Raw genomic sequence first — 23,007 nt, forward strand, 5'->3', positions numbered from 1 at the left:
GGTAGTTAATATATGGCAAAAATCAAAGTATATGAATTAGCTAAGGAGCTGAATGTACAGAGTAAGGATGTACTGGAGTTCCTGGAGAGCAAAAAAATAGAAGTGAAAAATCACATGAGTGCACTGGAAGAGACTGCTGCCGGTCAGGTAAAAGAACATTTCAGTAAGAACCGGAAATCTGAGGGGGAAACCGGTGAAGCACCGAAAAAGAAAAATATCGTTCATGTATTCCGGCCGCAGAATACACAGAATGGCAATAAGCATGGAAGACGTCAGGGGACGAAGCAGACCATGACCCAGGGGCGTCCGATGCAGGTGAACAACGGAAGACCGGCAAAAGGATCGGTAAAACCGGAAGCACCGAAGACAGAAGAGAGAGTTAAAACAGCAGAGAAAGCCAAAGCAGCAGAAGTGAAGACAGCAGAGAAACAGGCAGTGAAAACGGAGATAAAGGAAGAGAATAAAGAAAAGAGAGAAGAAAAAGTAGTGAAGAATAACGAGAAACGTGTAAATAACGACAGACCGAATTCTGAGCGTACAACAAGATCAGAGCGCGGTGATAGAAGCGGTCGTAACGATAACAGAAATGACCGCGGCGGAAGAAATGATGACAGAAGAAACGACCGCAACGGAAGAAATGATGACAGAAGAAATGACCGTGGCGGAAGAAATAATGACAGAAGAAACGACGACAGAAGAAATGACCGCGGCGGAAGAAATGATGACAGAAGAAACGACCGCGGCGGAAGAAATGACGACAGAAGAAACGACCGTGGCGGAAGAAATAATGATAGAAGAAACGACCGCAGCGGAAGAAATAATGACAGAAGAAATAACGGACCTTCAATTCCGGCACCTGAGGCACCGACACAGAAGCCGCAGAGAAGTAACAAGGGCAAAGGCAAGGATGAGCATAAGAAAAAAGATTATCGCCGTGATGAAGAAGAAAGAATGCCAAAGAATAACAAGAAGCCAATGCAGAAACCACAGCCGAAGGAGCAGAAACAGGAAGAAGAGATTAAGTCTATCGTAATTCCGGAAGTTCTGACGATCAAAGAGCTTGCTGACAAGATGAAAGTTGTCCCTTCTGTGATTGTTAAAAAGCTGTTTATGCAGGGCAAAGTTGTAACAGTCAACCAGGAGATCGATTATGATACAGCAGAAGAGATCGCGCTGGAATTTGATGTATTATGTGAAAAAGAAGAAGTTGTGGATGTTATCGAAGAACTCTTAAAAGAAGAGGAAGAAGATGAGAAGAAGATGAAAAAACGTCCGCCGGTTGTATGTGTTATGGGACACGTCGACCACGGTAAAACTTCTCTTCTGGATGCAATCCGTCATACGAATGTAATAGGCGGCGAGGCCGGAGGAATCACCCAGCATATCGGTGCTTATGTCGTAGATGTTAAAGGTGAGAAGATCACATTCCTTGACACACCGGGACATGAGGCGTTTACAGCAATGCGTATGCGTGGAGCAAGCTCTACAGATATCGCAATCCTTGTTGTAGCAGCAGATGATGGTGTAATGCCGCAGACAGTAGAAGCAATCAACCATGCGAAAGCAGCCGGTGTTGAGATCATCGTTGCAGTTAATAAGATCGATAAACCAAGCGCTAATATCGAGCGAGTAAAACAGGAAATGACAGAGTATGAACTGATTCCGGAAGACTGGGGCGGAAGCACAATTTTTGTCCCGGTATCTGCAAAGACAGGAGAAGGTCTGGAAGATCTGATGGAAATGATCGTACTGACTGCAGAAGTAATGGAATTAAAGGCAAATCCAAACAGACGTGCAAGAGGACTTGTCCTAGAAGCACAGCTCGACAAAGGAAGAGGTCCGGTTTCAACAGTCCTTGTACAGAAAGGAACACTGCGTGTCGGAGATGCGATCGCAGCAGGATCTGCACATGGTAAAGTCAGAGCAATGATGGACGACAAAGGACGCCGCGTCAAAGAAGCAGGTCCATCTGTGCCGGTAGAGATTCTCGGACTCAATGATGTACCGAATGCCGGAGAAGTATTTGTCGGATGTGCAAATGATAAAGAAGCAAGAAACTTTGCTGAGACATTTATTTCACAGAGCAAAGTAAAACTTCTGGAAGAAACAAAATCAAAACTGTCTCTGGATGATCTGTTCAACCAGATTCAGGAAGGTAACTTAAAAGAATTAAACATCGTTGTAAAAGCAGACGTACAGGGATCTGTAGAAGCAATCAAACAGAGTCTTCTGAAACTTTCCAATGATGAAGTTGTTGTAAAAATCATCCATGGCGGTGTTGGTGCGGTCAATGAATCTGATGTAAGCCTTGCATCTGCATCTAACGCGATCATCATAGGATTTAATGTACGTCCGGATGCAACAGCAAAAGAAACCGCAGACCGTGAAGGTGTAGATATCCGTCTGTATCGTGTCATCTACAATGCGATCGAAGATGTGGAAGCAGCCATGAAAGGACTTCTGGATCCGGTATTTGAAGAAAAAGTACTAGGCCATGCAGAAGTACGTCAGCTGTTCAAAGCATCCGGTGTTGGTACGATCGCAGGATCTTATGTACTGGATGGAACATTTGAAAGAGACTGTTCTGTGCGTATCACAAGAGATGGCATCGTCGTATTTGAAGGTGCACTTGCTTCCCTTAAACGTTTCAAAGATGACGTGAAAGAAGTCAGAGCAGGCTATGAGTGTGGTTTCGTATTTGCAAACTTCAATGATGTAAAAGAAGGCGATCTTGTAGAAGCATTCAAGATGGTTGAGATTCCTAGATAGGAAGAAAAGAGGAGAGCAATTTGAGAAAACGTAGCATTAAGAATACAAGAGTAAATACAGAAGTACAGCGCGAATTAAGTAGTATTATCCGGGGCGGGCTCAAAGATCCGAGAGTTGCTCCATGGACTTCTGTTGTTGCGGCAGAAGTCGCACCGGATCTTAAGACTTGTAAAGCCTATATCAGTGTGCTCGGTGACGAAAAAGCACAGAAAGATACACTGGAAGGTTTGCAGAGTGCAGAAGGTTATATCCGCCGGGAGCTTGCGCATACATTAAATATGCGTAACACACCGGAGATTACATTTGTTCTGGATCAGTCGATCGAATATGGTGTAAATATGTCCAAAAAGATCGATGAAGTGACAAAAGGAATGAAAACAGAAGGTGACGAAGATGCTGAATAAGATACTGAGCGGAGCAAAAGAAATCGCAATCGGTGGTCATGTAAGGCCGGACGGAGACTGTGTAGGCTCCTGTATGGGACTGCGTCAGTATATCATTGAGAATTATCCAGATAAAAAAGTGACGGTATATCTGGAAGAAATCCCAGATTCTTTTCAATTCCTGAAAGGAATAGAGGAAATCCGTTCAGAAATCCCGGAGAATAAAGTCTATGATCTCTTTATCTGCCTGGATTGTGGAGATAAGGGAAGACTTGGATTTTCAGCACCGCTTTTTGAACAGGCAGCACACACATTCTGTGTGGATCATCACATCAGCAATGTAAGCTTTGCGATGGATAATGTGATCCGGCCGGATGCAAGTTCTACATCGGAACTGGTGTATGAACTGCTGGATAAGAAGCGTATCAGCAAAGAGACGGCAGAAGCGTTGTATCTTGGAATCGTACACGATACCGGTGTATTCCAGTATTCCTGCACTTCACCGGATACGATGCGGGCGGCGGCAGTACTGATGGAAAAAGGAATCGATGCGCCGGAGATTATTCATGATACATTTTATGAAAAAACATACAACCAGAACCAGATTTTAGGACGTGCACTCTTAGAGAGTATCCTTCTCCTGGATGGACAGTGCATTGCAACTTATGTGCGGCAGAAAGAGATGGAATTCTATGGTGTAAAACCGAAAGATCTGGAAGGAATCGTAAGTCAGTTGCGCAATACAAAAGATACAAAAGTTGCGATTTTCATGTATGAATTAAAGCTGAATGAATTCAAAGTCAGTCTCCGCTCGAATGACGATGTGGATGTCAGCAAGATCGCACAGTATTTTGGCGGCGGCGGACATAAAAAAGCGGCAGGCTTTACAATGACAGGTCAGCCGTTTGATGTGTTGAACAATGTCTCCGCACAGATCGTAGCGCAGCTTGAGGAGTAACTATGATTCATGGCATTATAAATATTTACAAAGAAAAAGGCTATACATCACATGATGTCGTTGCAAAATTACGCAGAATTGTCGGGCAGAAGAAAATCGGACACACAGGAACACTGGATCCGGATGCGACCGGTGTGCTGCCGGTCTGCTTTGGTAAAGCAACAAAATTATGTGATCTTTTAACAGACAAAGATAAAACATACGAAACGGTACTGCTGCTTGGGCGGGAAACAGATACACAGGATATATCCGGAACTGTACTGAGTGAAAAGCAGACCGGTACTGTGACAGAGGCAGATGTAAGAAGTGTGGTGGCTTCTTTTGTCGGTGCTTATGTGCAGACTCCGCCGATGTATTCGGCAATTAAGATTGGTGGAAAGAAGCTCTATGAGCTTGCAAGAGAAGGAAAGACAGTGGAGAGAAAACCGCGGAATGTTGAAATTTTTTCTATTGATATTCTGGAAATGGATCTGCCGCATGTGAAGATGCGGGTGCACTGTTCCAAAGGCACGTATATCCGTACGCTTTGCAATGATGTCGGTGCGAAGTTAGGATGCGGCGGCTGTATGGAAGAGCTTGTCCGTACAAAGGTGAGTTCTTTTGTGCTCACGGAAGCGAAGACGCTTGCAGAAGTGGAAAATTTTGTGTCAGACGGCAGACTTTCTGAAATCATAACACCGGTCGACGCAATGTTTGCACACTATCCGGCATTGTGTGTGACGGAAAAATGGGACAAATTCGCATATAATGGTAACGCACTTCCGAAGGATGCAGTGGGGGATGTGCCAGACGGGCACAGCATTTCGGACGTCCACAGAGTGAGGCTCTACAATTCAAAGGAGGAGTTTATCGGTCTGTACGATTATAAGAAAAGCGAAAATAAATACAAACTTGTAAAAATGTTTTATACGCCGGATGTATAGAACATGAGAGGGAAAAATATGCAATATATAGAAGGTCTGAATGAATATACAGAAACCGAAAAGTCAGCAGTGACCTTTGGAAAGTTTGACGGAGTGCATAAGGGCCACCAGAAGTTAGTTGAAGAAGTGCTCAGATGCTGCACAAATGGAAATATAAAAAGTGTTTTGTGTGCATTTGAGATGAACAAAAAAGACATTCTTATGACTCCGGATGAGAGAAGAGAAAGAATGGACGGCAAAATAGACTATCTTGTGGAATGTCCGTTTTCAGATGAACTCCGGCACATGAGTGCGGAAGATTTTATAAAAAAAATTATAAAGGGCGTTTTTCATGCTGAATATGTGGTTGTAGGGACTGATTTTCATTTTGGATATGGAAAAGAAGGCGATGCGCATATGCTGGAGGCGTATGCCGAAAAATATCATTATAAGGCAATCGTAGTTGAAAAAGCACGGTTTAAGCATCGGGAGATCAGTAGCAGTTTTATTAAGAGTCTGGTCAAAGATGGAAGCATTACAACCGCGAATTACCTTCTGACATATCCATACCCGGTAGAAGGAATTGTAGAACATGGAAAACATCTGGGAAGTGAGTTGGGATTTCCCACATGTAATGTAGAATGGCCGGCGCATAAAGTACTGCCGCCAAAAGGAGTGTATGTAAGCCGTGTTTATATTGATGGGGAAGTTTATGGCGCAATATCCAATATCGGAGTCAAGCCAACCGTATCAGATGAAAACAGAGTGCTGATCGAGAGTTATTTATATGGATATAGCGGAGATGCATACGGAAAAAACGTTAAAATTGAATTACTGGAATTCCGACGCCCGGAACATAAATTTTCTTCTATTAAGGAAATGCAGGTACGAGTCCGTCAGGATATACAGTATGTCAGAGAATACTTTGAAAAAGAGTAAAAGGAGAAACAGATGAATATAATAACTATATTTTCTCTGTTTGGCGGACTTGGACTGTTTTTATATGGTATGAGCCAGATGAGCGAAAGCCTTGAAAAAGCAGCCGGCGCCAAAATGAGAAGTATTCTGGCAGTCTTTACAAAAAACAGATTTATCGGACTGCTGGTAGGTATGATCTTTACAGCGATCATCCAGTCATCCAATGCTACAACAGTTATGGTCGTGAGTTTTGTAAACTCCGGACTGATGAATCTGATGCAGGCAACCGGAATTATTCTGGGAGCCAATATCGGAACTACAATCACCGGACAGTTGATTGCATTTAATCTGTCGGACATAGCGCCACTATTTGTAATCATCGGTGTGATTATGTCCATGTTCTGTAAGAACCAGAAGGTGCAGAGAGCCGGTGATGTGATTCTGGGATTTGGTATTTTGTTTATGGGGCTGAAAGTTATGGGTGAATCCTTGACCATTGTAAAACAGTCACCGGTTGTAAAAGAATTTTTAAGCTCTTTAAGCAGTCCGTTTATTGCGATCCTTGTCGGATTTATTGCGACTTCTATTTTGCAGAGCTCTTCGGCAACGGTTGGTATTATTATTTTGATGGCATCACAGAATCTGATCCAGTTTATGATCTGTCCGTTTGTAATTCTTGGCTGTAACATCGGTTCTTGCGTGTCTGCACTTCTTGCCAGCCTGAACGGAAGAAAAGATGCAAAGAGAGCAGCGATGATTCATTTCTTATTTAACGTGATCGGATCTGCAATTATGTTTACTGTGATCTTTATATTTACCAAACCAATCACAGGTGCACTGCTTGGAATTTCCGGTGGAAATGTGGCACGTGCGGTTGCCAATACACATTCTCTGATGAAAATCATAGAAGTGGCTATGTTGTTCCCGTTTATGGGCTGGATCGTGAAGCTGACTTACAAAGTAGTTCCGGGAAATGATGATACAGACGAAGATGAGTATGAACTGAATTATATCAAACAGTCTATGATGTCACCTGCAACGGCAGTTATGGATGCAATCCATGAGATCGAGCATATGGGAAAGGTTGCAATGAGCAATCTGGAACTGTCCATGCATGCACTCTGTGAGCTGGACGGAGAAGCAATTGAAAAGGTATACAAAACCGAAAAATATATTGATTTTATGAACAGTAAGATCACGGATTACCTTGTGAGAGCAAATGAGCTGGAACTTCCGACTGCAGATGCAGATAAGCTGGGAGGACTGTTCCATGTAGTAAATGATATTGAAAGAATCGGTGATCATGCAGAAAATATGGCTGAGGCTGCAAGAGAGAGAATTGATTCCGGCGTAAAATTAAGCGATAAGGCGATACGTCAGATGAATGATATGATGAAGTCGGTACAGACACTTCTGGAATATGCATTGGATATGTTTACAAATGGAAATCAAGAACATATGCGTGAGATTCTGGAACTGGAAGATGCCATTGATGAGCTGGAAAAGAAACTGCAAAGATCACATATCAAGCGGCTGACGAAGAACAAATGTACACCGGAAGCAGGAATGATCTTTGCAGATGCAGTATCCGGTCTGGAGCGTGTAGCCGACCATGGAACCAATATCGCATTTGCGATATTGGTACCGGATGAATACAAATCTGATGAAGAAGAAGAGTAAAATAATCCTTTACAGAGGATAAGTGTTGTGTTATACTCATCTGGTATGAACAGCCGGTGTTCGGTAACAGGATACTCCAACCGTTGCTTAATACCAGGCGATAATTAAGAGAATTAAAAGGAGGAAATCACAATGGTTTCAAAAGAACAGAAAGAACAGATCATTAAAGACTTTGGAAGAACAGCAGGAGATACAGGTTCACCGGAAGTACAGGTAGCTATCCTGACAGCAAGAATCAATGACCTGACAGATCATTTCAAAGCTAACCCGAAGGATCATCACTCAAGAAGAGGACTTCTTAAGATGGTAGGACAGAGAAGAGGACTTCTTGCATACCTGAAGAAGACAGATATCAACAGATATCGTGCTCTGATCGAGAAACTTGGACTTAGAAAATAATAATGATTTTAATAAAAATTCCGATTGCGTTATGCAGTCGGAATTTTTTGTAGAAAAAAGATATGGTGTATTTACATAAGATATGCTATAATATATTGGATTGTGGACGAGGGAGATATAATCCGAGACCACTGAAAAGGATATTGTCCGGTGGTAGCGAAAAGAGAGTGTCTTTTTCAGTAGTTTCGGTATCCTTCTTTCGCAGAACAGATGAATGAAGATAAAAGGAGAATACTATGTATAAGAAGTATGAGATGGAATTAGCCGGAAGAACACTTCGCGTAGATGTTGGTAGAGTAGCGAAGCAGGCGAACGGTGCAGTTTTAATGCACTATGGTGATACAACTGTACTTTGTACAGCAACTGCTTCTGAGAAGCCAAGAGAAGGAATCGATTTCTTCCCGTTAAGTGTAGAATATAATGAGAGAATGTATTCCGTAGGTAAGATCCCGGGAGGATTTAACAAAAGAGAAGGAAAAGCATCTGAGAATGCGATCCTGACATGCCGTGTTATCGACCGTCCGATGCGACCACTGTTCCCAAAGGATTACCGTAATGATGTTACATTGGAGAACCTGGTACTTTCTGTAGATCAGGATTGTTCACCGGAGTTGACAGCTATGCTTGGAGCAGCAATTGCGACTACAATTTCTGATATCCCGTTTGACGGACCGATCTCTACAACACAGGTTGGACTGGTTGACGGTGAATTTGTATTTAATCCGACAGCAGAACAGAAAGAAATATCTGATATGGCGCTGACGGTTGCATCTACAAGAGAGAAAGTTATCATGATCGAAGCAGGAGCGAATGAAGTTCCGGAAGCACAGATGGTCGAAGCGATTTACGCAGCTCATGAAGTGAACCAGAAAGTAATCGCATTTATTGATACAATCGTTGCAGAATGCGGAAAAGAAAAACACAGCTATGAGAGCTTTGCGATTCCGGAAGAATTATTTGCAGCAATCAAAGAAATCGTACCGCCGGAGACTATGGAGGAAGCTGTATTTACAGATGATAAACAGGTAAGAGAAGAAAATATCCGTCAGATTACAGATAAGTTAGAGGAAGCGTTTGCTGATAATGAAGAATGGCTTGCTGTTCTTGGAGATGCAATTTACCAGTATCAGAAGAAGACTGTCCGCAAGATGATCCTGAAAGATCACAAGCGTCCGGATGGAAGAGCAATCGACCAGATTCGTCCACTTGCTGCAGAAGTAGATCTGATTCCTAGAGTACATGGTTCTGCTATGTTTACACGTGGACAGACACAGATCTGTAATATCTGCACACTGGCTCCACTGTCAGAGGCACAGAGACTTGACGGACTGGATGAAAAAGAGACAACAAAGCGTTATATGCATCACTATAACTTCCCGTCATACTCTGTTGGAGAGACAAGACCATCCAGAGGACCGGGACGTCGTGAGATCGGACATGGAGCACTTGCAGAGCGTGCATTGGTTCCGGTGCTTCCGAGTGAGACAGAGTTCCCGTATGCAATCCGTACCGTATCCGAGACATTTGAGTCTAACGGATCTACATCAATGGCTTCTACATGTGCATCTTGTATGTCACTTATGGCTGCAGGTGTTCCGATTAAAGCTATGGTTGCAGGTATCTCATGCGGACTTGTAACAGGAGATACAGATGATGATTATCTGGTACTTACAGATATACAGGGACTGGAAGACTTCTTTGGTGATATGGACTTTAAGGTAACTGGTACAAAGAAGGGTATCACAGCAATCCAGATGGATATTAAGATCCACGGACTTACAAGACCGATCGTTGAGGAAGCAATCGCACGTACAAGACAGGCTCGTCTGTTCATCATGGATGAGTGTATGTCAAAAGCAATCGCAGAGCCGAGAACAGAGGTTGGTGAATTTGCACCGAAGATTATCCAGATGCAGATCGATCCTCAGAAGATCGGTGATGTTGTTGGACAGAGAGGCAAGACGATCAATGCGATCATCGAGCAGACTGGTGTGAAGATTGATATTACAGATGACGGAGCAGTATCTATCTGCGGAACAGATGCCAAGAGCATGGAAGAAGCACAGAAGCTGATTCACATCATTGTTACAGATTATGAAGCAGGACAGGTTCTGGAAGGACATGTTATCAGTATCAAAGAATTTGGAGCATTTATTGAGTTTGCACCGGGAAAAGAAGGAATGGTTCACATTTCCAAGATTTCCAAAGAGCGTGTAAACCATGTTGAAGATGTGTTGACACTTGGCGATAAAGTCAAAGTTGTATGCCTTGGAAAAGACAAGATGGGAAGATTTTCATTCAGCATGAAAGATGTTGCAGAATAAATTGCTGCGTGATACGTTGTAAAATAAAAGACAGTATGATAAATAAGGACCGTGCCGGGTTATCCGGTACGGTCCTTTGTGGATTTCAGGAATAAATAACTGTCCCGGGCATATATTGGAGATAAGAGGTGGACAAAACATGAAAGAAGAATGTATCTTATCGTTACTACCGGGGAAATTAAGAATCCAGATGCAGAAGATCGTGAAAGATTATGAAAAACTGCAGGAGATCAAAGTACGCATTGAGAAGCCGGTTTTTTATTTTCAGGATGGCAGGGAATATATGCTGAAAGATGAGTGGGGGAGACCTTATATTGCGACAAAAGAAGAAGTGCGGGAATTGCTGGAATATGTGAGCCATTATTCGCTGTATGCATACGAAGAAGAGATGAGGCAGGGATTTCTGACTGTGGAGGGCGGGCACAGGATTGGTTTTGCAGGACAGGCGATTTTAGAAGGAGGGCATGTGAAGAATCTAAAATATATTTCGTCCGTAAATATCCGGATAGCCCATGAAGTGATGGGATGTGCCGATTGGATTTTTCCATATATAACACGAAACCGATCGCTTTTTCACACCCTGATCGTGTCACCGCCGGGACAGGGAAAAACAACACTTCTGCGTGATATTGTGAGGCAGATTTCGGAAGGGAATACATACATCAGCGGGAAAACAGTGGGTATTGTAGATGAACGTTCGGAAATCGGAGGATGTTATCAGGGCGTTGCGCAGAATCATGTCGGGATGCGGACAGACATCCTGGACGCCTGCCCGAAGGCAGAAGGAATGATCATGCTCATCCGTTCCATGACACCGGAAGTCGTAGCAGTTGATGAAATCGGCACGGCGCAGGATGTACATGCCATAGAGTATGCAATGCACTGTGGCTGCAAAATGCTTGCGACCGTACATGGAGAATCCATGCAGGAAGTGAAGAGAAAGCCGGTACTTGGCACATTGATCAAACAGAAGCGTTTTGAAAGATATATTGTCTTATCAGGAGAAGGAAAAGCCGGTGAAGTTGGCGGCATCTATGATGACAGGGGGAATACACTGTATTCTTTTGTCGGACAGTCCAACACAGCGGGCTATACCGGCATGGCAGGTGATGAAAAATGTGGAAAGCCATAGGCGCTTTTCTTATTCTTTTCTCGGCTTCCATGGAAGGGACAAGGCATGCACATAAGATTCGTGAGGAATACGAAGAACTGCAAAAGATACGGTATCTTATTTCTTTATTAAAAAGTGAGATCTGCTATGCCAGGTCCAGCCTGGAAGAAGTGTTTGCATCCGTTGCAGAAAAATGTGAAGATCCGTACCGTAACTGGCTTCTTATGATGAGAAATGAAATGCGATGTAAAAAAGAAAAACGATTCGTAAAAATATGGCAGGAATCGGCAGATGTCTGTCTTGTGGGTCTGATGATTTCAAGAAAAGAAAAAGAGAATCTGAAAGAAGTCGGTGCAAGACTTGGAAATCTGGATCTTAAGATGCAGATCCGTTCTCTGGAGCTGTATGAAGAGAAAGTGGAGGAATCGTTAAGGCAGATACAGAAACAGATGTACACGAAGATGAGACTTTATTATCTTATGGGGATCATGGGCGGGATTCTGACAGTCGTGCTTCTGATCTGAAGGAGGAAGAGATGGATGTAAATCTGATATTTAAGATTGCGGCTGTCGGAATTTTAGTATCGGTACTCAGTCAGGTGCTGAAACATAGTGGCAGGGAAGAACAGGCATTTTTAACAAGCTTTGCAGGACTTCTGCTTGTATTGTTCTGGATCGTGCCATACATTTACCAGTTGTTTCAGAATATCCGGCAGTTATTTTACCTGTAGGAAAGAAGGGGGCATATGAGTATCATACAGATTTGCGCAGCTGCTGTTGCAGGTATGCTTCTTGCTGTGCAGTTTAAAGCGCAGAAACCGGAGTATGGAATCTATATCAGCATAGCGCTGAGTCTTCTTATTTTCTTTTCTGTACTCGAGAAAATAGAAACAATCGCGGAAGTAATACGAAAAATCGGTACATATATATCGGTTGATGATATGTATATGGGAACATTGTTCAAAATGCTTGGAATTACTTATGTGGCAGAATTTGCATCGAACATTTGCAAAGATGCGGGATATCAGACGATTGCAAGACAGATTGAGATTTTCGGGAAACTTGCAATCATGGTACTTAGTTTTCCGGTGCTTCTTGCGATTCTGGACACGATCCGGAAGGTGTTGTCATGAGAAGAAAGGTTAAACAGAAAAAGATGCGCTGTGGGAAAATAGTACCTGGACTTACAATCCTGTTTATGCTGCTGACTGGATTTCCGGCAGGTTTTCAGATGGAATATGTGTATGCAGCAGAACCGGCATATGAAACAGGAATATCAGAAGATGCACAGGCAGAGACAGAAAAATGGATACAGCAGTTTTCCTTTGATGAGATGCAGAACTACATAGATCAGATGTTTCCGGAAAAGAATTATAATTTAGAAGAGATGCTCCGGAAAATTACAGAAGGGGATTATGAAGATTTTTTAAGCCAGGCAGGAAAAATGTTAAGAGACAAGTTTTTTCAGGCTGTGGAAAGCGGAAGAAAATATCTGATTCCGATTGTATTTCTGGCATTTCTGGCGGCATTGTTTCATAATTTTTCACAGGTGTTTGAAAGCGGCCAGCTTTCAGAAACCAGCTTCTATGTTCTGTATCTTTTGCTGATCGCATTGTGTCTGAAAGTATTTCTTGCGGTAACGGAATGGGTAAGCACCGGTGTAGAAGGACTGACTGCATTTATGGGTGTATTCTGCCCGCTGTATTTTCTTGCTGTAGCGATTGCGAAAGGCAGTGTAACAGCGATCGCATTTTATCAGCTTGTGCTTTTTATTATTTATCTGGTAGAACTTTTAATTGCCAAGATCCTGCTGCCGATGATCCATATTTACATGATACTGAGACTGCTCAATTATCTGTCGAAAGAAGATTATCTGAGCAAATTTGCCGGCTTTCTGGAAATGCTTGTTTCCTGGACGCTCCGGACAATGTTGGCTGCTGTAGTCGGATGGAATCTGGTGCAGGGACTGATCGGTCCGTCCGTCGATGATGTGAAGCAGAGTCTTGTGACAAGAGGAATGGAAGCCATACCGGGTGTGGGGGATCTTCTGGGCGGCGCTGCGGAAGTGACGATCGGTACACTCGTACTGGTCAAAAATGGAATTGGAGTTGTGGGCGCACTGTTTGCGGTACTCTTATGTTTGGTTCCGCTCGTAGAAGTCGGGCTGGTCGTGCTACTTTATAAATTCACGGCGGCTCTTCTGCAGCCGGTTTCCGATGCGCGTGTGATTGGCTGTATTGAAAGTGTGGGAGACGGACTACGGCTTTTTATGCGTGTGCTGTTTACAACAGGGCTTTTATTTCTTCTGACAATTGTTGTGGTCGCAGCTACAACCGGAGAATAGGAGGAAAAATGATCGATAAAATCTATGAATGGGTGAAGAACTTAAGCTTTTATCTGGTTCTTGTAACGGCCCTTTTACAAATGCTTCCGGACAGCGATTACCGGAAATATATCCGTTTTTTTACAGGACTTGTGTTGATTGCACTGCTTCTTACCCCGGTCCTTAAGACGTTGCACGCAGGCGACTTGAAGACAGAGATTTTGCAGGATGCAGACTGGCAGGAGTTTCAGGATAAGCTTCAGAAGACAGAAACAAAAGTCCGGAAGCAGATGACGGAAACAGCAGATGCAGCAGAAAACGGGAAAGCGCAGGATGAGCAGAAAAAAATAGAGGTGAAAGAGATTGAAGTTCAACCTTAAGATGTTAAAAGAATTGCTGTGTAAAGGGAAAAAACTGAAGAAAGACCAGCTTCTGATCCTGTTTCTTACCGGAGTACTCTTATTAGTTATTACATTGCCTGCCGGTAAGGAAAAAGAAAATAGGAAAACTGTCGGAAGCAGAACCGGGCAGAGTGTGATAACAGACCGTGAAAGTTATACAAAAGAGATGGAACAGGAACTGGAAGAAATGTTGTCGCAGATGGATGGCGCCGGGGAAGTGAAAGTGATGCTGACACTTGCATCAACAGCGGAAAAAGTGATAGAGAAAGATTGTGACACCCAGAGTGAGCAGGTAAAAGAGTCCGATCATCAGGGCGGAGAGCGTACGACAGATAAAGATTCCCTGTCTGAAGAAACGGTATATAAAAAGCAAAACAGTAATGGAGACAGCCCATATGTAACGAAAGAACTGACACCGCAGGTTGAAGGTGTTGTCGTGCTTGCCACAGGGGGTGATAATCCTGAAGTAGCTAAACATATTACGGAAGCGGTGCAGGCATTATTTGGAATAGACACGCATAAGATTAGAATAATGAAAAAGAATCAGAAACCATAAAAGGCAGGAGGAGAGAACGTGAAACGAGTGTTTAAGAAAAATCAGGTGATCATTGCAGCGCTGGCGGTGATGATAGCGGTAGCAGGATATTTGAATTATTCCGGACGCCTGTTCCCGGATAAGGCAAAATCCAGTGAGACAGGAAGTGAAGTGGCAAGTCAGGAACTTCTGGATATTTCACAGGAGGACAGTCAGAGTGCATCCTCGGATATTAAGAGTCAGGACGGGGATAATGAAGCGCAGACGAGTACGCCGGGCGAGGCGGTACTGACAGGAGGAGATGCCACATCCATCGTATCACAGGCAAAGATCACAAGAGAACAGGTGCGGGCTAAAAATAAAGAGTCCCTGCAGGAGATCATAGACAATAAACAACTGACAGGAGAGCAGAAGAAAAAAGCGGTAAATGAAATGGTTGAGCTTACAAAAATTGCAGAAAAAGAGGCAGCTGCGGAGACGATGCTTTCTGCCAAAGGATTTACAGACAGTGTAGTCAGTCTTTCCGAAGAATCCGCAGATGTTGTGGTAAATGCCAAAGAATTAAGTGAAGCAAACCGGGCACAAATTGAAGACATTGTTATAAGGAAGACCGGAATGGCAGCTGAAAATATTGTGATCACACCGGCAGGCAGTAAAAAATAGAATAAAATATATGGAAAATCCCGCAGCAGCGGGATTTTTGTTTGAGCATTTGCAGAGGATATGTTATACTGACTAACAGTGTCTATAAACGGATATACTAATGTAGGAGTGTTGGAATATATGTCAGAGATAACAAATGAAATAACAAATGAGATTAAAAAACGAAGAACGTTTGCAATTATTTCCCATCCCGATGCAGGTAAGACAACTTTAACAGAGAAGTTCCTGCTTTACGGAGGAGCCATTAACCAGGCAGGAAGTGTCAAGGGAAAGGCAACAGCAAAGCATGCAGTATCAGACTGGATGGAGATTGAGAAGGAAAGAGGTATTTCTGTAACTTCATCGGTATTACAGTTTAATTATGATGGATTCTGTATCAACATCCTGGATACACCGGGACATCAGGATTTCTCGGAGGATACCTACCGTACTCTGATGGCGGCAGACTCAGCTGTAATGGTCATTGATGCATCCAAAGGTGTAGAGGCGCAGACAAGAAAACTGTTCAAAGTATGTACGATGCGTCATATCCCGATTTTTACTTTTATCAATAAGATGGACCGCGAAGCGATGGATACATTTGAATTATTAGATGATATCGAGAACGAGCTGGGAATCGCAACCTGTCCGGTAAACTGGCCAATCGGTTCCGGTAAGGAGTTCCGCGGTGTCTATGACAGAAATACAAAGAAAGTCGAGCTGTTCTCAGATACAAGAAAAGGAACAACACAAGGTGAGGTGCGCAAAATCGACATTGACGATCCGGAGATTGCAGATCTTATTACAGCGGATCAGAAGAGCCAGTTAGAAGAAGAGATTGAACTGCAGGACGGTGCAGGAGCCGAGTTCGATCAGGAGCTGGTCAGCAAAGGAGAACTTTCACCGGTATTTTTCGGATCTGCACTTACGAACTTCGGTGTAGAGACATTCCTTCAGCATTTCCTTGCAATGACAACTTCACCGCTTCCGAGAAAATCAGATGCAGGTCTCATTGATCCGATGGAGGAAGGAGATTTCTCGGCATTTGTATTTAAAATCCAGGCAAATATGAACAAGGCGCACCGAGACCGTATCGCATTTATGCGTATCTGTTCCGGTAAATTCGAGGCAGGAATGGATGTGTTCCATATTCAGGGCGGCAAGAAGGTCCGTCTGTCGCAGCCACAGCAGATGATGGCTAGCGAGAGACATCTGGTGCAGGAAGCTTATGGCGGAGACATTATCGGTGTGTTTGATCCGGGCATTTTCTCAATCGGTGATACACTGACGACTTCAGCAAAGAGGTATGCATATGAAGGTATCCCGACATTTGCACCGGAGCATTTTGCAAGAGTCCGTCAGGTAGATACGATGAAGAGAAAACAGTTTATCAAGGGGGTCAACCAGATTGCGCAGGAAGGTGCGATTCAGATCTTCCAGGAATACAATACAGGCATGGAAGAGATTATCGTCGGCGTTGTCGGTGTTCTGCAGTTTGACGTATTAAAATATCGTCTGGAGAATGAGTATAACGTAGAGATCCGTATGGACAGTCTTCCATATGAATACATCCGCTGGATCGGCAATGAGGAAGTGGATATGGACAAACTTTCCGGAACATCTGATATGAAGAAGATCAAGGATCTCAAAGGAAGACCGCTGCTTCTGTTTGTAAATGAGTGGAGCATCCGTATGACACAGGAGAGAAACGACGGACTGATACTGGAGGAGTTTGGAAGATCTTAATCCGGGAGATTGTGAGAAAAGGAAGTCGGCAGATGGAAGTTTTTTGTGCTGGCTATTTGCAAAAGAATAGAAATTTGTTATAATGATAAGAACGAATAAACCAGACAGGAGGTTTCTGAAATGGGAAAAGAAGAAAGAAATGCTTATACAATAAAAAATGACGCCAACATCGGAGAAGTGAAGATTGCAGATGAAGTTGTTGCAATCATCGCAGGACTGGCTGCGATGGAAGTAGAGGGTGTTGCTTCTATGGCAGGCAATGCAACAAGAGAACTGATCAGTAAGCTTGGAATGAAGTCTCTTTCCAAAGGTGTGAAAGTAGATGTTCTGGACGGTATTGTTACAGTATCCCTGACACTCAATTTATTATACGGATATGGAGTCAAAGACATTTCTGTAAAAGTACAGGAGAAGGTCAAATCTTCCATCGAGAACATGACAGGACTGGAAGTTGCAGATGTGAATATTCGCGTTGCAGGCGTGAAAGTACCGGAGGAAGACTAAGTGAGAAGATCAGAATTAAGAGAACACATTTTCCGGATGGTTTTCGGACTGGATTTTAATGAAGGCGAAGAGATTCCGGAGCAGATTCAGCTTTATTTTGAACAGCTGGATGATGTAAAAGAAAGAGACATGGAGTACATCCGTGAGAAAGCAGAACATATTGCCGAGAAGAGAGAAGAGATTGATGCGCTGCTCAATACACATACGAAAGGCTGGAAGACAAGTCGTATGAACAAAGTAGACTTAAGCATCCTGCGTGTCGCAGTCTATGAGATGAAATGGGACGATGAGGTTCCGGTTGGTGTTGCGATCGATCAGGCAGTAGAACTTGCTAAAAAATACAGCAGTGACGAAGGTCCGTCTTTCGTAAATGGCGTGCTTGCAAAACTGGCAAAGGCGTAGAAGAGGTGTAGCATGACACAGAACGTATATACGGTCAGACAGGTAAATGCATACATTAAAAATATGTTTACGCAGGATTATATGCTGAACCGTATCTATGTAAAAGGCGAAGTATCCAACTGTAAATACCACACATCGGGACATATATATTTTTCGTTAAAGGACGAGTCCGGAACGATTGCCTGCGTTATGTTTGCCGGGCAGCGAGGCGGGCTCGCTTTTCATATGAGAGAAGGACAGCAGGTTGTTGTATTTGGCGGAATCAGTGTTTATGAAAGAAGTGGTTCTTACCAGCTTTATGCAAGAGAGATTCGTCTGGATGGCGAAGGAGTACTCTATGAACGTTTTCAGGCACTGAAACAGGAGCTTGGTGAGATGGGGATGTTCGCCCCTGAATATAAGAAAACGATTCCGTCTTTTGTGAAAACTGTTGGAATCGTGACAGCACCGACCGGCGCTGCGATCCGGGATATTATGAATATTTCTGCGCGGCGGAATCCATTTGTACAGCTGATCCTGTATCCGGCGCTTGTGCAGGGCGAAGGTGCAGTGCAGAGTATTGTTACAGGAATACAGACACTGGATGCATATGGCGTAGATGTAATGATTGTTGGACGTGGAGGCGGATCGATCGAAGATCTGTGGGCGTTTAACGAAGAAGCCGTTGCAAGAGCGATTTTTGAATGTGAGACACCTGTGATTTCCGCAGTCGGACATGAGACAGACACGACAATCGCTGACTATGTGGCGGATCTTCGGGCACCGACACCGTCTGCGGCTGCAGAACTTGCAGTTTATGACTATCGCTTGACAGAACGGACGATGATTGAATATCGTGAGAAAGCTACAAGACTTCTGGAACAGCAGATTCGTATGCAGCGTCTGCGTCTGCGGGAATATCAGACGAAGCTTATGTATCTCCATCCGGAAAATCAGGTGCGTGATTACAGACAACGCATAGTAGATTACGAAGAGAAACTGCGTCTTCTTATGGAGAACAGTCTGCAGAAGAATAAGATGCGCTTTACGGTTGATCTGGAGAAAATGAAGAAGCTGTCTCCGCTTGAAAAGCTGAATCAAGGATTTTCTTACGTAGAAACAGCAGACAGAAAAGCAGTGAAAAGAATCGGACAGGTAGACGTGGGAGATGAGCTTACAATCTATGTCACGGATGGTACGATCAAAGTATGTGCAGAAGAGACGAGGGAGGAGAGACATGGCTGAGAAAGAACAGACTCTGGAAAAGTTATTTACACAACTGGAAGATGTGATCCGGGAGATGGAGCAGGGTGAGGTCTCTTTGGAAGAAGCTTTTGCACTGTATCATAAAGGCGTGGATACACTTAAGATGTGTAATGAAAAGATAGATAAAGTAGAGAAAAAGATACTGGTGCTGGATAATGAAGGAGAAACGCATGAGTTTGAACAATAATTTTGCACAGTTACAACAGGAAAAGGTAATAGAGATAGAACAATTACTGCGGGAATATCTGCCGGTGCAGAGTGGTTATCAGAAGATTATCACGGAGGCTATGGAATATAGTCTGATGGCAGGTGGCAAGAGGCTTCGTCCGATGATGATGCAGGAAGTATTCCGGCTTTTTGGAGGAACAATGAAAGCAATCGAACCGTTTATGGCAGCAATTGAGATGATTCACACGTATTCCCTTGTGCATGACGATCTGCCGGCGATGGATAATGACGATTACAGAAGAGGTAGAAAGACTACCCATGTTGTGTATGGCGAAGATATGGGAATCCTTGCGGGAGATGCACTTTTAAATTATGCATTTGAGACTGCATTTCACGCATTTGAGCTTTGTCCTCAGGACAGCCTTAAGATTGGAAAAGCACTTCAGGTGTTGGGGGAAAAAGCCGGCATTCATGGAATGATCGGAGGACAGGTCATTGATGTAAAAGAGACCGGAAAACAGATCGACAGGGAAGTATTGGATACGATCTATGAACTGAAGACGTCTGCACTGATCGAAGCATCTATGATGGTTGGAGCGATCCTTGCAGGTGCTACAGATGAGGAGCTTGAAAAAGTTGAGCAGATGGCATCGAATATCGGTATCGCATTCCAGGTACAGGATGACATTTTGGATGTGACAAGTACGGAAGAAGTGCTTGGAAAGCCAATCCACAGTGATGAGAAGAATGAGAAGACTACATATGTAACTCTGTATGGTATAGAGAAAGCATCAGCAGTTGTAGAAGAAAGATCAAAAGAAGCAATTGCTCTTTTACATGAACTTCCGGGAGAGAATGATTATCTGGAAGAGTTGATCATCAAACTGATCCATAGAGTGAAATAAGAGAGGACGTTCGTGATGTTGGAACGAATTCAGAAAGCAAATGATATAAAGAATTTAAAAAAAGAGGAACTCCCGGTACTGGCAGAGGAGATTCGTGAATTTCTTGTAGAGACGGTCAGCAAGACAGGTGGACATCTCGCATCGAATCTTGGCGTTATAGAGCTTACAATGGCAATGCACCTTGTATTCCAAATGCCGGAAGATAAGATTATCTGGGATGTCGGACACCAGTCTTATACCCATAAGATTCTGACCGGAAGAAAAGATGGTTTTGAAAACCTGCGTAAATACGGCGGCATGAGTGGGTTCCCGAAGCGTAAGGAGAGCGATTGTGATGCATTTGATACCGGACACAGCTCTACGTCCATATCAGCAGGTCTTGGCTATGTAAGAGCGAGAGACCTGAAAGGAGAAGACTATAGTGTGATTTCCGTGATCGGTGACGGTTCGATGACGGGTGGAATGGCGTTTGAGGCGCTTAATAATGCGTCCCAGTTGAACAGTAATTTTATTATTGTGCTGAATGACAATCATATGTCGATCTCTGAAAATGTCGGAGGAATGTCCAGATATCTGGCAAAGATCCGGACAGCAGATTTTTATACCGGGTTGAAGAAAGGCGTGACAACGACGCTTGAGAAGATCCCGAAGGTCGGGGATTCTCTGATCGAACAGATCCGCCGGACGAAGAGCAGTATCAAACAGCTGATCGTTCCGGGTATGTTTTTTGAAGATATGGGAATTACATATCTCGGACCGGTAAAAGGACATGATCTTCCTACGCTTTGCCGTGTATTTTCCGAAGCACGGAGAATAGAAGGACCGGTTCTTGTCCATGTTCTGACGAAGAAAGGCAAAGGTTATACGCCGGCAGAAGAGCATCCAGGCAAATTTCATGGCATTAGCCCGTTTGACATTGCGACAGGTGAGGTATCAGAGAAGAAGAAAAAGGATACCTATACCGATGTGTTTGGAAAAGTTATGTGTGCAGAAGCAAAAGAGAATCCGGACATTACAGCAATTACAGCTGCAATGGAAGATGGAACCGGGTTGGCCCGTTTCCATAGTATGTTCCCTGATCGCTTTTTTGATGTAGGAATTGCAGAAGAGCATGCTGTGACATTTGCGGCAGGACTTGCAGCGGGAGGCATGCGCCCGGTTGTGGCGGTTTATTCTTCTTTTCTGCAGAGAGCATATGACCAGATCATCCATGACGTGGGACTTCAGAAGCTTCCTGTTGTATTTGCCGTTGACCGAGCAGGACTGGTCGGAAGTGACGGAGAGACACATCAGGGAATTTTTGACCTGTCATTTTTAAGCAGTATTCCGAATATGACAGTGATGTCACCTAAACATAAATGGGAACTGGCAGACATGCTTCGCTTTGCACTGAAATCTGACGGCCCGGTTGCAATCCGTTATCCAAGAGGTGCAGCGTACGATCAGTATGTTGAATATCGTGCACCGATCGAATATGGCAAAAGCGAGATGATCTGCGAGGAGAGTGGGATCGCACTCATCAGTATGGGACATATGTTTGAAGAAGCGGTAAAAGTACGAAAGAATCTCAAAGATGCAGGGTATTCCTGCACGCTCGTAAACGGACGTTTTGTAAAGCCGATAGATGAAGAATGTATTGCAAGGCTTGCAAAAAATCATAAACTGATCGCTGTACTGGAAGAAAATGTTATAACTGGCGGCTATGGAATGCAGGTGCTGGAATGTGCAGCGAGAAAACAGCTTTCCTGCCACGTTCTGCCGATTGCACTTCCGGATAATTATGTAGAACATGGAAGTGTGGAAGTGCTTCGCAAAGAGACTGGTATTGATGCACAGTCAGTGACAGAGAAAATCATGGAAACATATAAGGAGTTACAGATATGAAAGAACGTTTGGATGTCTTGCTTGTAAAGCGTAATCTGGCGGCGTCCAGAGAAAAAGCCAAGGCGATCATCATGTCCGGTAATGTCTATGTGTATGACCAGAAAGAAGACAAACCGGGAACATTATTTAAAGAAGAAAGCAAGATTGAAGTGCGCGGACATACACTGCCATACGTCAGCCGCGGCGGATTGAAACTCGAAAAAGCACTGAAGAATTTTGACGTTAGTGTAAAAGGAAAGACATGCACGGATGTCGGATCTTCAACAGGTGGATTTACAGACTGTATGCTACAGAATGGTGCAGTCAAAGTATTTGCGATTGATGTCGGACGTGGTCAGCTTGACTGGAAATTAAGACAGGATGACCGTGTTGTCTGCATGGAAAAGACAAATATCCGTTACGTGACACCGGAAGATATTGGGGAACCGGTACAGTTTTCGTCCATTGATGTGTCATTTATTTCGCTTACGAAAGTGCTTCTTCCGATCTACAATTATCTGACGGAAGACGGGGAGATTGTTGCGCTTATCAAACCACAGTTCGAGGCAGGAAGAGAGAAAGTCGGAAAAAAAGGTGTCGTAAGAGAACGAAGTACCCATGTAGAAGTCATTGAGATGGTTACGGCATATGCAGTTTCCATCGGTTTTGATGTACTGGAACTGGAATTTTCACCGATCCGCGGACCGGAGGGAAATATTGAGTACCTTGTACACTTGAAAAAAAGTAAAGGACAGGCAGAGATTTCAGAAAATTTCGATATAGAAGCAATAACAAAGCGTGCATTTGAATCCCTGACCAAATAATACAGG

Annotated in this window: 24 protein-coding genes; all 24 read left to right on the forward strand. The window is 43.6% G+C overall.

Annotation, left to right across the window (positions count from 1 at the left end; all coding sequences use genetic code 11):
* Positions 1–12 precede the first annotated feature (12 nt).
* A complete protein-coding gene (gene infB, locus DWY31_RS00535) occupies positions 13–2,769 on the forward strand; it encodes a translation initiation factor IF-2 (RefSeq protein ID WP_118519261.1) in 2,757 nt (918 codons plus the stop codon).
* 20 nt (positions 2,770–2,789) lie between these two features.
* On the forward strand, positions 2,790–3,173 hold the full coding sequence (rbfA, locus tag DWY31_RS00540; RefSeq protein WP_021859999.1) for a 30S ribosome-binding factor RbfA: 384 nt from the start codon (positions 2,790–2,792) through the stop codon (positions 3,171–3,173).
* The gene (locus DWY31_RS00545) at positions 3,163–4,110 is read left to right on the forward strand and encodes a DHH family phosphoesterase (protein WP_117537296.1); all 948 of its coding nucleotides are present in this window, start codon (positions 3,163–3,165) and stop codon (positions 4,108–4,110) included. The genes rbfA and DWY31_RS00545 overlap by 11 nt, the downstream gene beginning before the upstream one ends.
* Before the next feature lie 2 nt (positions 4,111–4,112).
* The gene (truB, locus tag DWY31_RS00550; RefSeq protein ID WP_118519262.1) at positions 4,113–5,033 is read left to right on the forward strand and encodes a tRNA pseudouridine(55) synthase TruB; all 921 of its coding nucleotides are present in this window, start codon (positions 4,113–4,115) and stop codon (positions 5,031–5,033) included.
* Positions 5,034–5,051: 18 nt separating this feature from the next.
* A complete protein-coding gene (locus DWY31_RS00555) occupies positions 5,052–5,951 on the forward strand; it encodes a bifunctional riboflavin kinase/FAD synthetase (RefSeq protein ID WP_118519263.1) in 900 nt (299 codons plus the stop codon).
* 12 nt (positions 5,952–5,963) lie between these two features.
* Positions 5,964–7,610, forward strand: coding sequence for a Na/Pi cotransporter family protein (locus DWY31_RS00560; protein ID WP_118519264.1), 1,647 nt, complete (start codon positions 5,964–5,966; stop codon positions 7,608–7,610).
* Positions 7,611–7,742: 132 nt separating this feature from the next.
* Entirely contained in the window at positions 7,743–8,009 is a 267-nt protein-coding gene (gene rpsO, locus DWY31_RS00565) for a 30S ribosomal protein S15 (protein WP_021859994.1), read from the forward strand.
* 236 nt (positions 8,010–8,245) lie between these two features.
* Entirely contained in the window at positions 8,246–10,333 is a 2,088-nt protein-coding gene (locus tag DWY31_RS00570) for a polyribonucleotide nucleotidyltransferase (protein ID WP_021859993.1), read from the forward strand.
* A gap of 139 nt (positions 10,334–10,472) precedes the next feature.
* A complete protein-coding gene (spoIIIAA, locus tag DWY31_RS00575; RefSeq protein WP_118519265.1) occupies positions 10,473–11,465 on the forward strand; it encodes a stage III sporulation protein AA in 993 nt (330 codons plus the stop codon).
* Positions 11,450–11,968: a stage III sporulation protein AB gene (locus DWY31_RS00580; protein ID WP_021859991.1), complete on the forward strand. Its 519-nt coding sequence runs from the start codon at positions 11,450–11,452 to the stop codon at positions 11,966–11,968. The genes spoIIIAA and DWY31_RS00580 overlap by 16 nt, the downstream gene beginning before the upstream one ends.
* A gap of 11 nt (positions 11,969–11,979) precedes the next feature.
* Complete coding sequence (spoIIIAC, locus tag DWY31_RS00585) at positions 11,980–12,174, forward strand: stage III sporulation protein AC (RefSeq protein ID WP_021859990.1); 195 nt, start codon at positions 11,980–11,982, stop codon at positions 12,172–12,174.
* A gap of 15 nt (positions 12,175–12,189) precedes the next feature.
* A complete protein-coding gene (gene spoIIIAD / locus DWY31_RS00590) occupies positions 12,190–12,576 on the forward strand; it encodes a stage III sporulation protein AD (RefSeq protein WP_021859989.1) in 387 nt (128 codons plus the stop codon).
* Positions 12,573–13,787, forward strand: a complete 1,215-nt coding sequence (locus tag DWY31_RS00595; RefSeq protein ID WP_118519266.1) for a stage III sporulation protein AE — start codon at positions 12,573–12,575, stop codon at positions 13,785–13,787. The genes spoIIIAD and DWY31_RS00595 overlap by 4 nt, the downstream gene beginning before the upstream one ends.
* 8 nt (positions 13,788–13,795) lie before the next feature.
* A complete protein-coding gene (locus DWY31_RS00600) occupies positions 13,796–14,146 on the forward strand; it encodes a stage III sporulation protein AF (RefSeq protein ID WP_118519267.1) in 351 nt (116 codons plus the stop codon).
* Positions 14,130–14,723, forward strand: coding sequence for a stage III sporulation protein AG (locus DWY31_RS00605; RefSeq protein WP_226976723.1), 594 nt, complete (start codon positions 14,130–14,132; stop codon positions 14,721–14,723). Before DWY31_RS00600 ends, DWY31_RS00605 begins: the two co-directional genes overlap by 17 nt.
* Positions 14,724–14,741: 18 nt before the next feature.
* Entirely contained in the window at positions 14,742–15,365 is a 624-nt protein-coding gene (locus DWY31_RS00610; RefSeq protein ID WP_118519269.1) for a SpoIIIAH-like family protein, read from the forward strand.
* A 120-nt stretch (positions 15,366–15,485) separates the two neighbouring features.
* Positions 15,486–17,090, forward strand: a complete 1,605-nt coding sequence (locus DWY31_RS00615; RefSeq protein ID WP_118519270.1) for a peptide chain release factor 3 — start codon at positions 15,486–15,488, stop codon at positions 17,088–17,090.
* Positions 17,091–17,210: 120 nt separating this feature from the next.
* Positions 17,211–17,594, forward strand: coding sequence for an Asp23/Gls24 family envelope stress response protein (locus DWY31_RS00620; protein ID WP_117537292.1), 384 nt, complete (start codon positions 17,211–17,213; stop codon positions 17,592–17,594).
* Positions 17,595–17,996 (forward strand): transcription antitermination factor NusB, encoded by a 402-nt coding sequence (gene nusB, locus DWY31_RS00625; RefSeq protein ID WP_021859982.1) that lies wholly within the window; start codon positions 17,595–17,597, stop codon positions 17,994–17,996.
* Between the two features lie 12 nt (positions 17,997–18,008).
* Positions 18,009–19,220, forward strand: coding sequence for an exodeoxyribonuclease VII large subunit (gene xseA / locus DWY31_RS00630; protein ID WP_118519271.1), 1,212 nt, complete (start codon positions 18,009–18,011; stop codon positions 19,218–19,220).
* Positions 19,213–19,428: an exodeoxyribonuclease VII small subunit gene (gene xseB / locus DWY31_RS00635; RefSeq protein ID WP_021859980.1), complete on the forward strand. Its 216-nt coding sequence runs from the start codon at positions 19,213–19,215 to the stop codon at positions 19,426–19,428. Before xseA ends, xseB begins: the two co-directional genes overlap by 8 nt.
* Complete coding sequence (locus DWY31_RS00640) at positions 19,412–20,314, forward strand: polyprenyl synthetase family protein (RefSeq protein ID WP_118519272.1); 903 nt, start codon at positions 19,412–19,414, stop codon at positions 20,312–20,314. The genes xseB and DWY31_RS00640 overlap by 17 nt, the downstream gene beginning before the upstream one ends.
* Before the next feature lie 15 nt (positions 20,315–20,329).
* Positions 20,330–22,198, forward strand: a complete 1,869-nt coding sequence (gene dxs, locus DWY31_RS00645) for a 1-deoxy-D-xylulose-5-phosphate synthase (protein WP_118519273.1) — start codon at positions 20,330–20,332, stop codon at positions 22,196–22,198.
* Positions 22,195–23,001: a TlyA family RNA methyltransferase gene (locus DWY31_RS00650; protein WP_118519274.1), complete on the forward strand. Its 807-nt coding sequence runs from the start codon at positions 22,195–22,197 to the stop codon at positions 22,999–23,001. Before dxs ends, DWY31_RS00650 begins: the two co-directional genes overlap by 4 nt.
* The last annotated feature ends 6 nt before the right edge of the window (positions 23,002–23,007 follow it).

Source organism: Dorea sp. AF24-7LB (assembly GCF_003478575.1).
Taxonomy (GTDB): Bacteria; Bacillota; Clostridia; order Lachnospirales; family Lachnospiraceae; genus Dorea_D; species Dorea_D hominis.

Bases quoted from the DNA above. Each gene is read 5' to 3' on its own strand.
- DWY31_RS00640 (WP_118519272.1), top strand. From the start codon at position 19,412: ATGAGTTTGAACAATAATTTTGCACAGTTACAACAGGAAAAGGTAATA.
- dxs (WP_118519273.1), top strand. From the start codon at position 20,330: ATGTTGGAACGAATTCAGAAAGCAAATGATATAAAGAATTTAAAAAAA.
- DWY31_RS00580 (WP_021859991.1), top strand. From the start codon at position 11,450: ATGTGGAAAGCCATAGGCGCTTTTCTTATTCTTTTCTCGGCTTCCATG.
- xseB (WP_021859980.1), top strand. From the start codon at position 19,213: ATGGCTGAGAAAGAACAGACTCTGGAAAAGTTATTTACACAACTGGAA.
- spoIIIAA (WP_118519265.1), top strand. From the start codon at position 10,473: ATGAAAGAAGAATGTATCTTATCGTTACTACCGGGGAAATTAAGAATC.
- DWY31_RS00600 (WP_118519267.1), top strand. From the start codon at position 13,796: ATGATCGATAAAATCTATGAATGGGTGAAGAACTTAAGCTTTTATCTG.
- DWY31_RS00620 (WP_117537292.1), top strand. From the start codon at position 17,211: ATGGGAAAAGAAGAAAGAAATGCTTATACAATAAAAAATGACGCCAAC.
- DWY31_RS00615 (WP_118519270.1), top strand. From the start codon at position 15,486: ATGTCAGAGATAACAAATGAAATAACAAATGAGATTAAAAAACGAAGA.
- DWY31_RS00545 (WP_117537296.1), top strand. From the start codon at position 3,163: ATGCTGAATAAGATACTGAGCGGAGCAAAAGAAATCGCAATCGGTGGT.
- DWY31_RS00570 (WP_021859993.1), top strand. From the start codon at position 8,246: ATGTATAAGAAGTATGAGATGGAATTAGCCGGAAGAACACTTCGCGTA.
- DWY31_RS00555 (WP_118519263.1), top strand. From the start codon at position 5,052: ATGCAATATATAGAAGGTCTGAATGAATATACAGAAACCGAAAAGTCA.
- rpsO (WP_021859994.1), top strand. From the start codon at position 7,743: ATGGTTTCAAAAGAACAGAAAGAACAGATCATTAAAGACTTTGGAAGA.
- spoIIIAC (WP_021859990.1), top strand. From the start codon at position 11,980: ATGGATGTAAATCTGATATTTAAGATTGCGGCTGTCGGAATTTTAGTA.
- DWY31_RS00560 (WP_118519264.1), top strand. From the start codon at position 5,964: ATGAATATAATAACTATATTTTCTCTGTTTGGCGGACTTGGACTGTTT.
- xseA (WP_118519271.1), top strand. From the start codon at position 18,009: ATGACACAGAACGTATATACGGTCAGACAGGTAAATGCATACATTAAA.
- DWY31_RS00595 (WP_118519266.1), top strand. From the start codon at position 12,573: ATGAGAAGAAAGGTTAAACAGAAAAAGATGCGCTGTGGGAAAATAGTA.
- spoIIIAD (WP_021859989.1), top strand. From the start codon at position 12,190: ATGAGTATCATACAGATTTGCGCAGCTGCTGTTGCAGGTATGCTTCTT.
- truB (WP_118519262.1), top strand. From the start codon at position 4,113: ATGATTCATGGCATTATAAATATTTACAAAGAAAAAGGCTATACATCA.
- infB (WP_118519261.1), top strand. From the start codon at position 13: ATGGCAAAAATCAAAGTATATGAATTAGCTAAGGAGCTGAATGTACAG.
- DWY31_RS00650 (WP_118519274.1), top strand. From the start codon at position 22,195: ATGAAAGAACGTTTGGATGTCTTGCTTGTAAAGCGTAATCTGGCGGCG.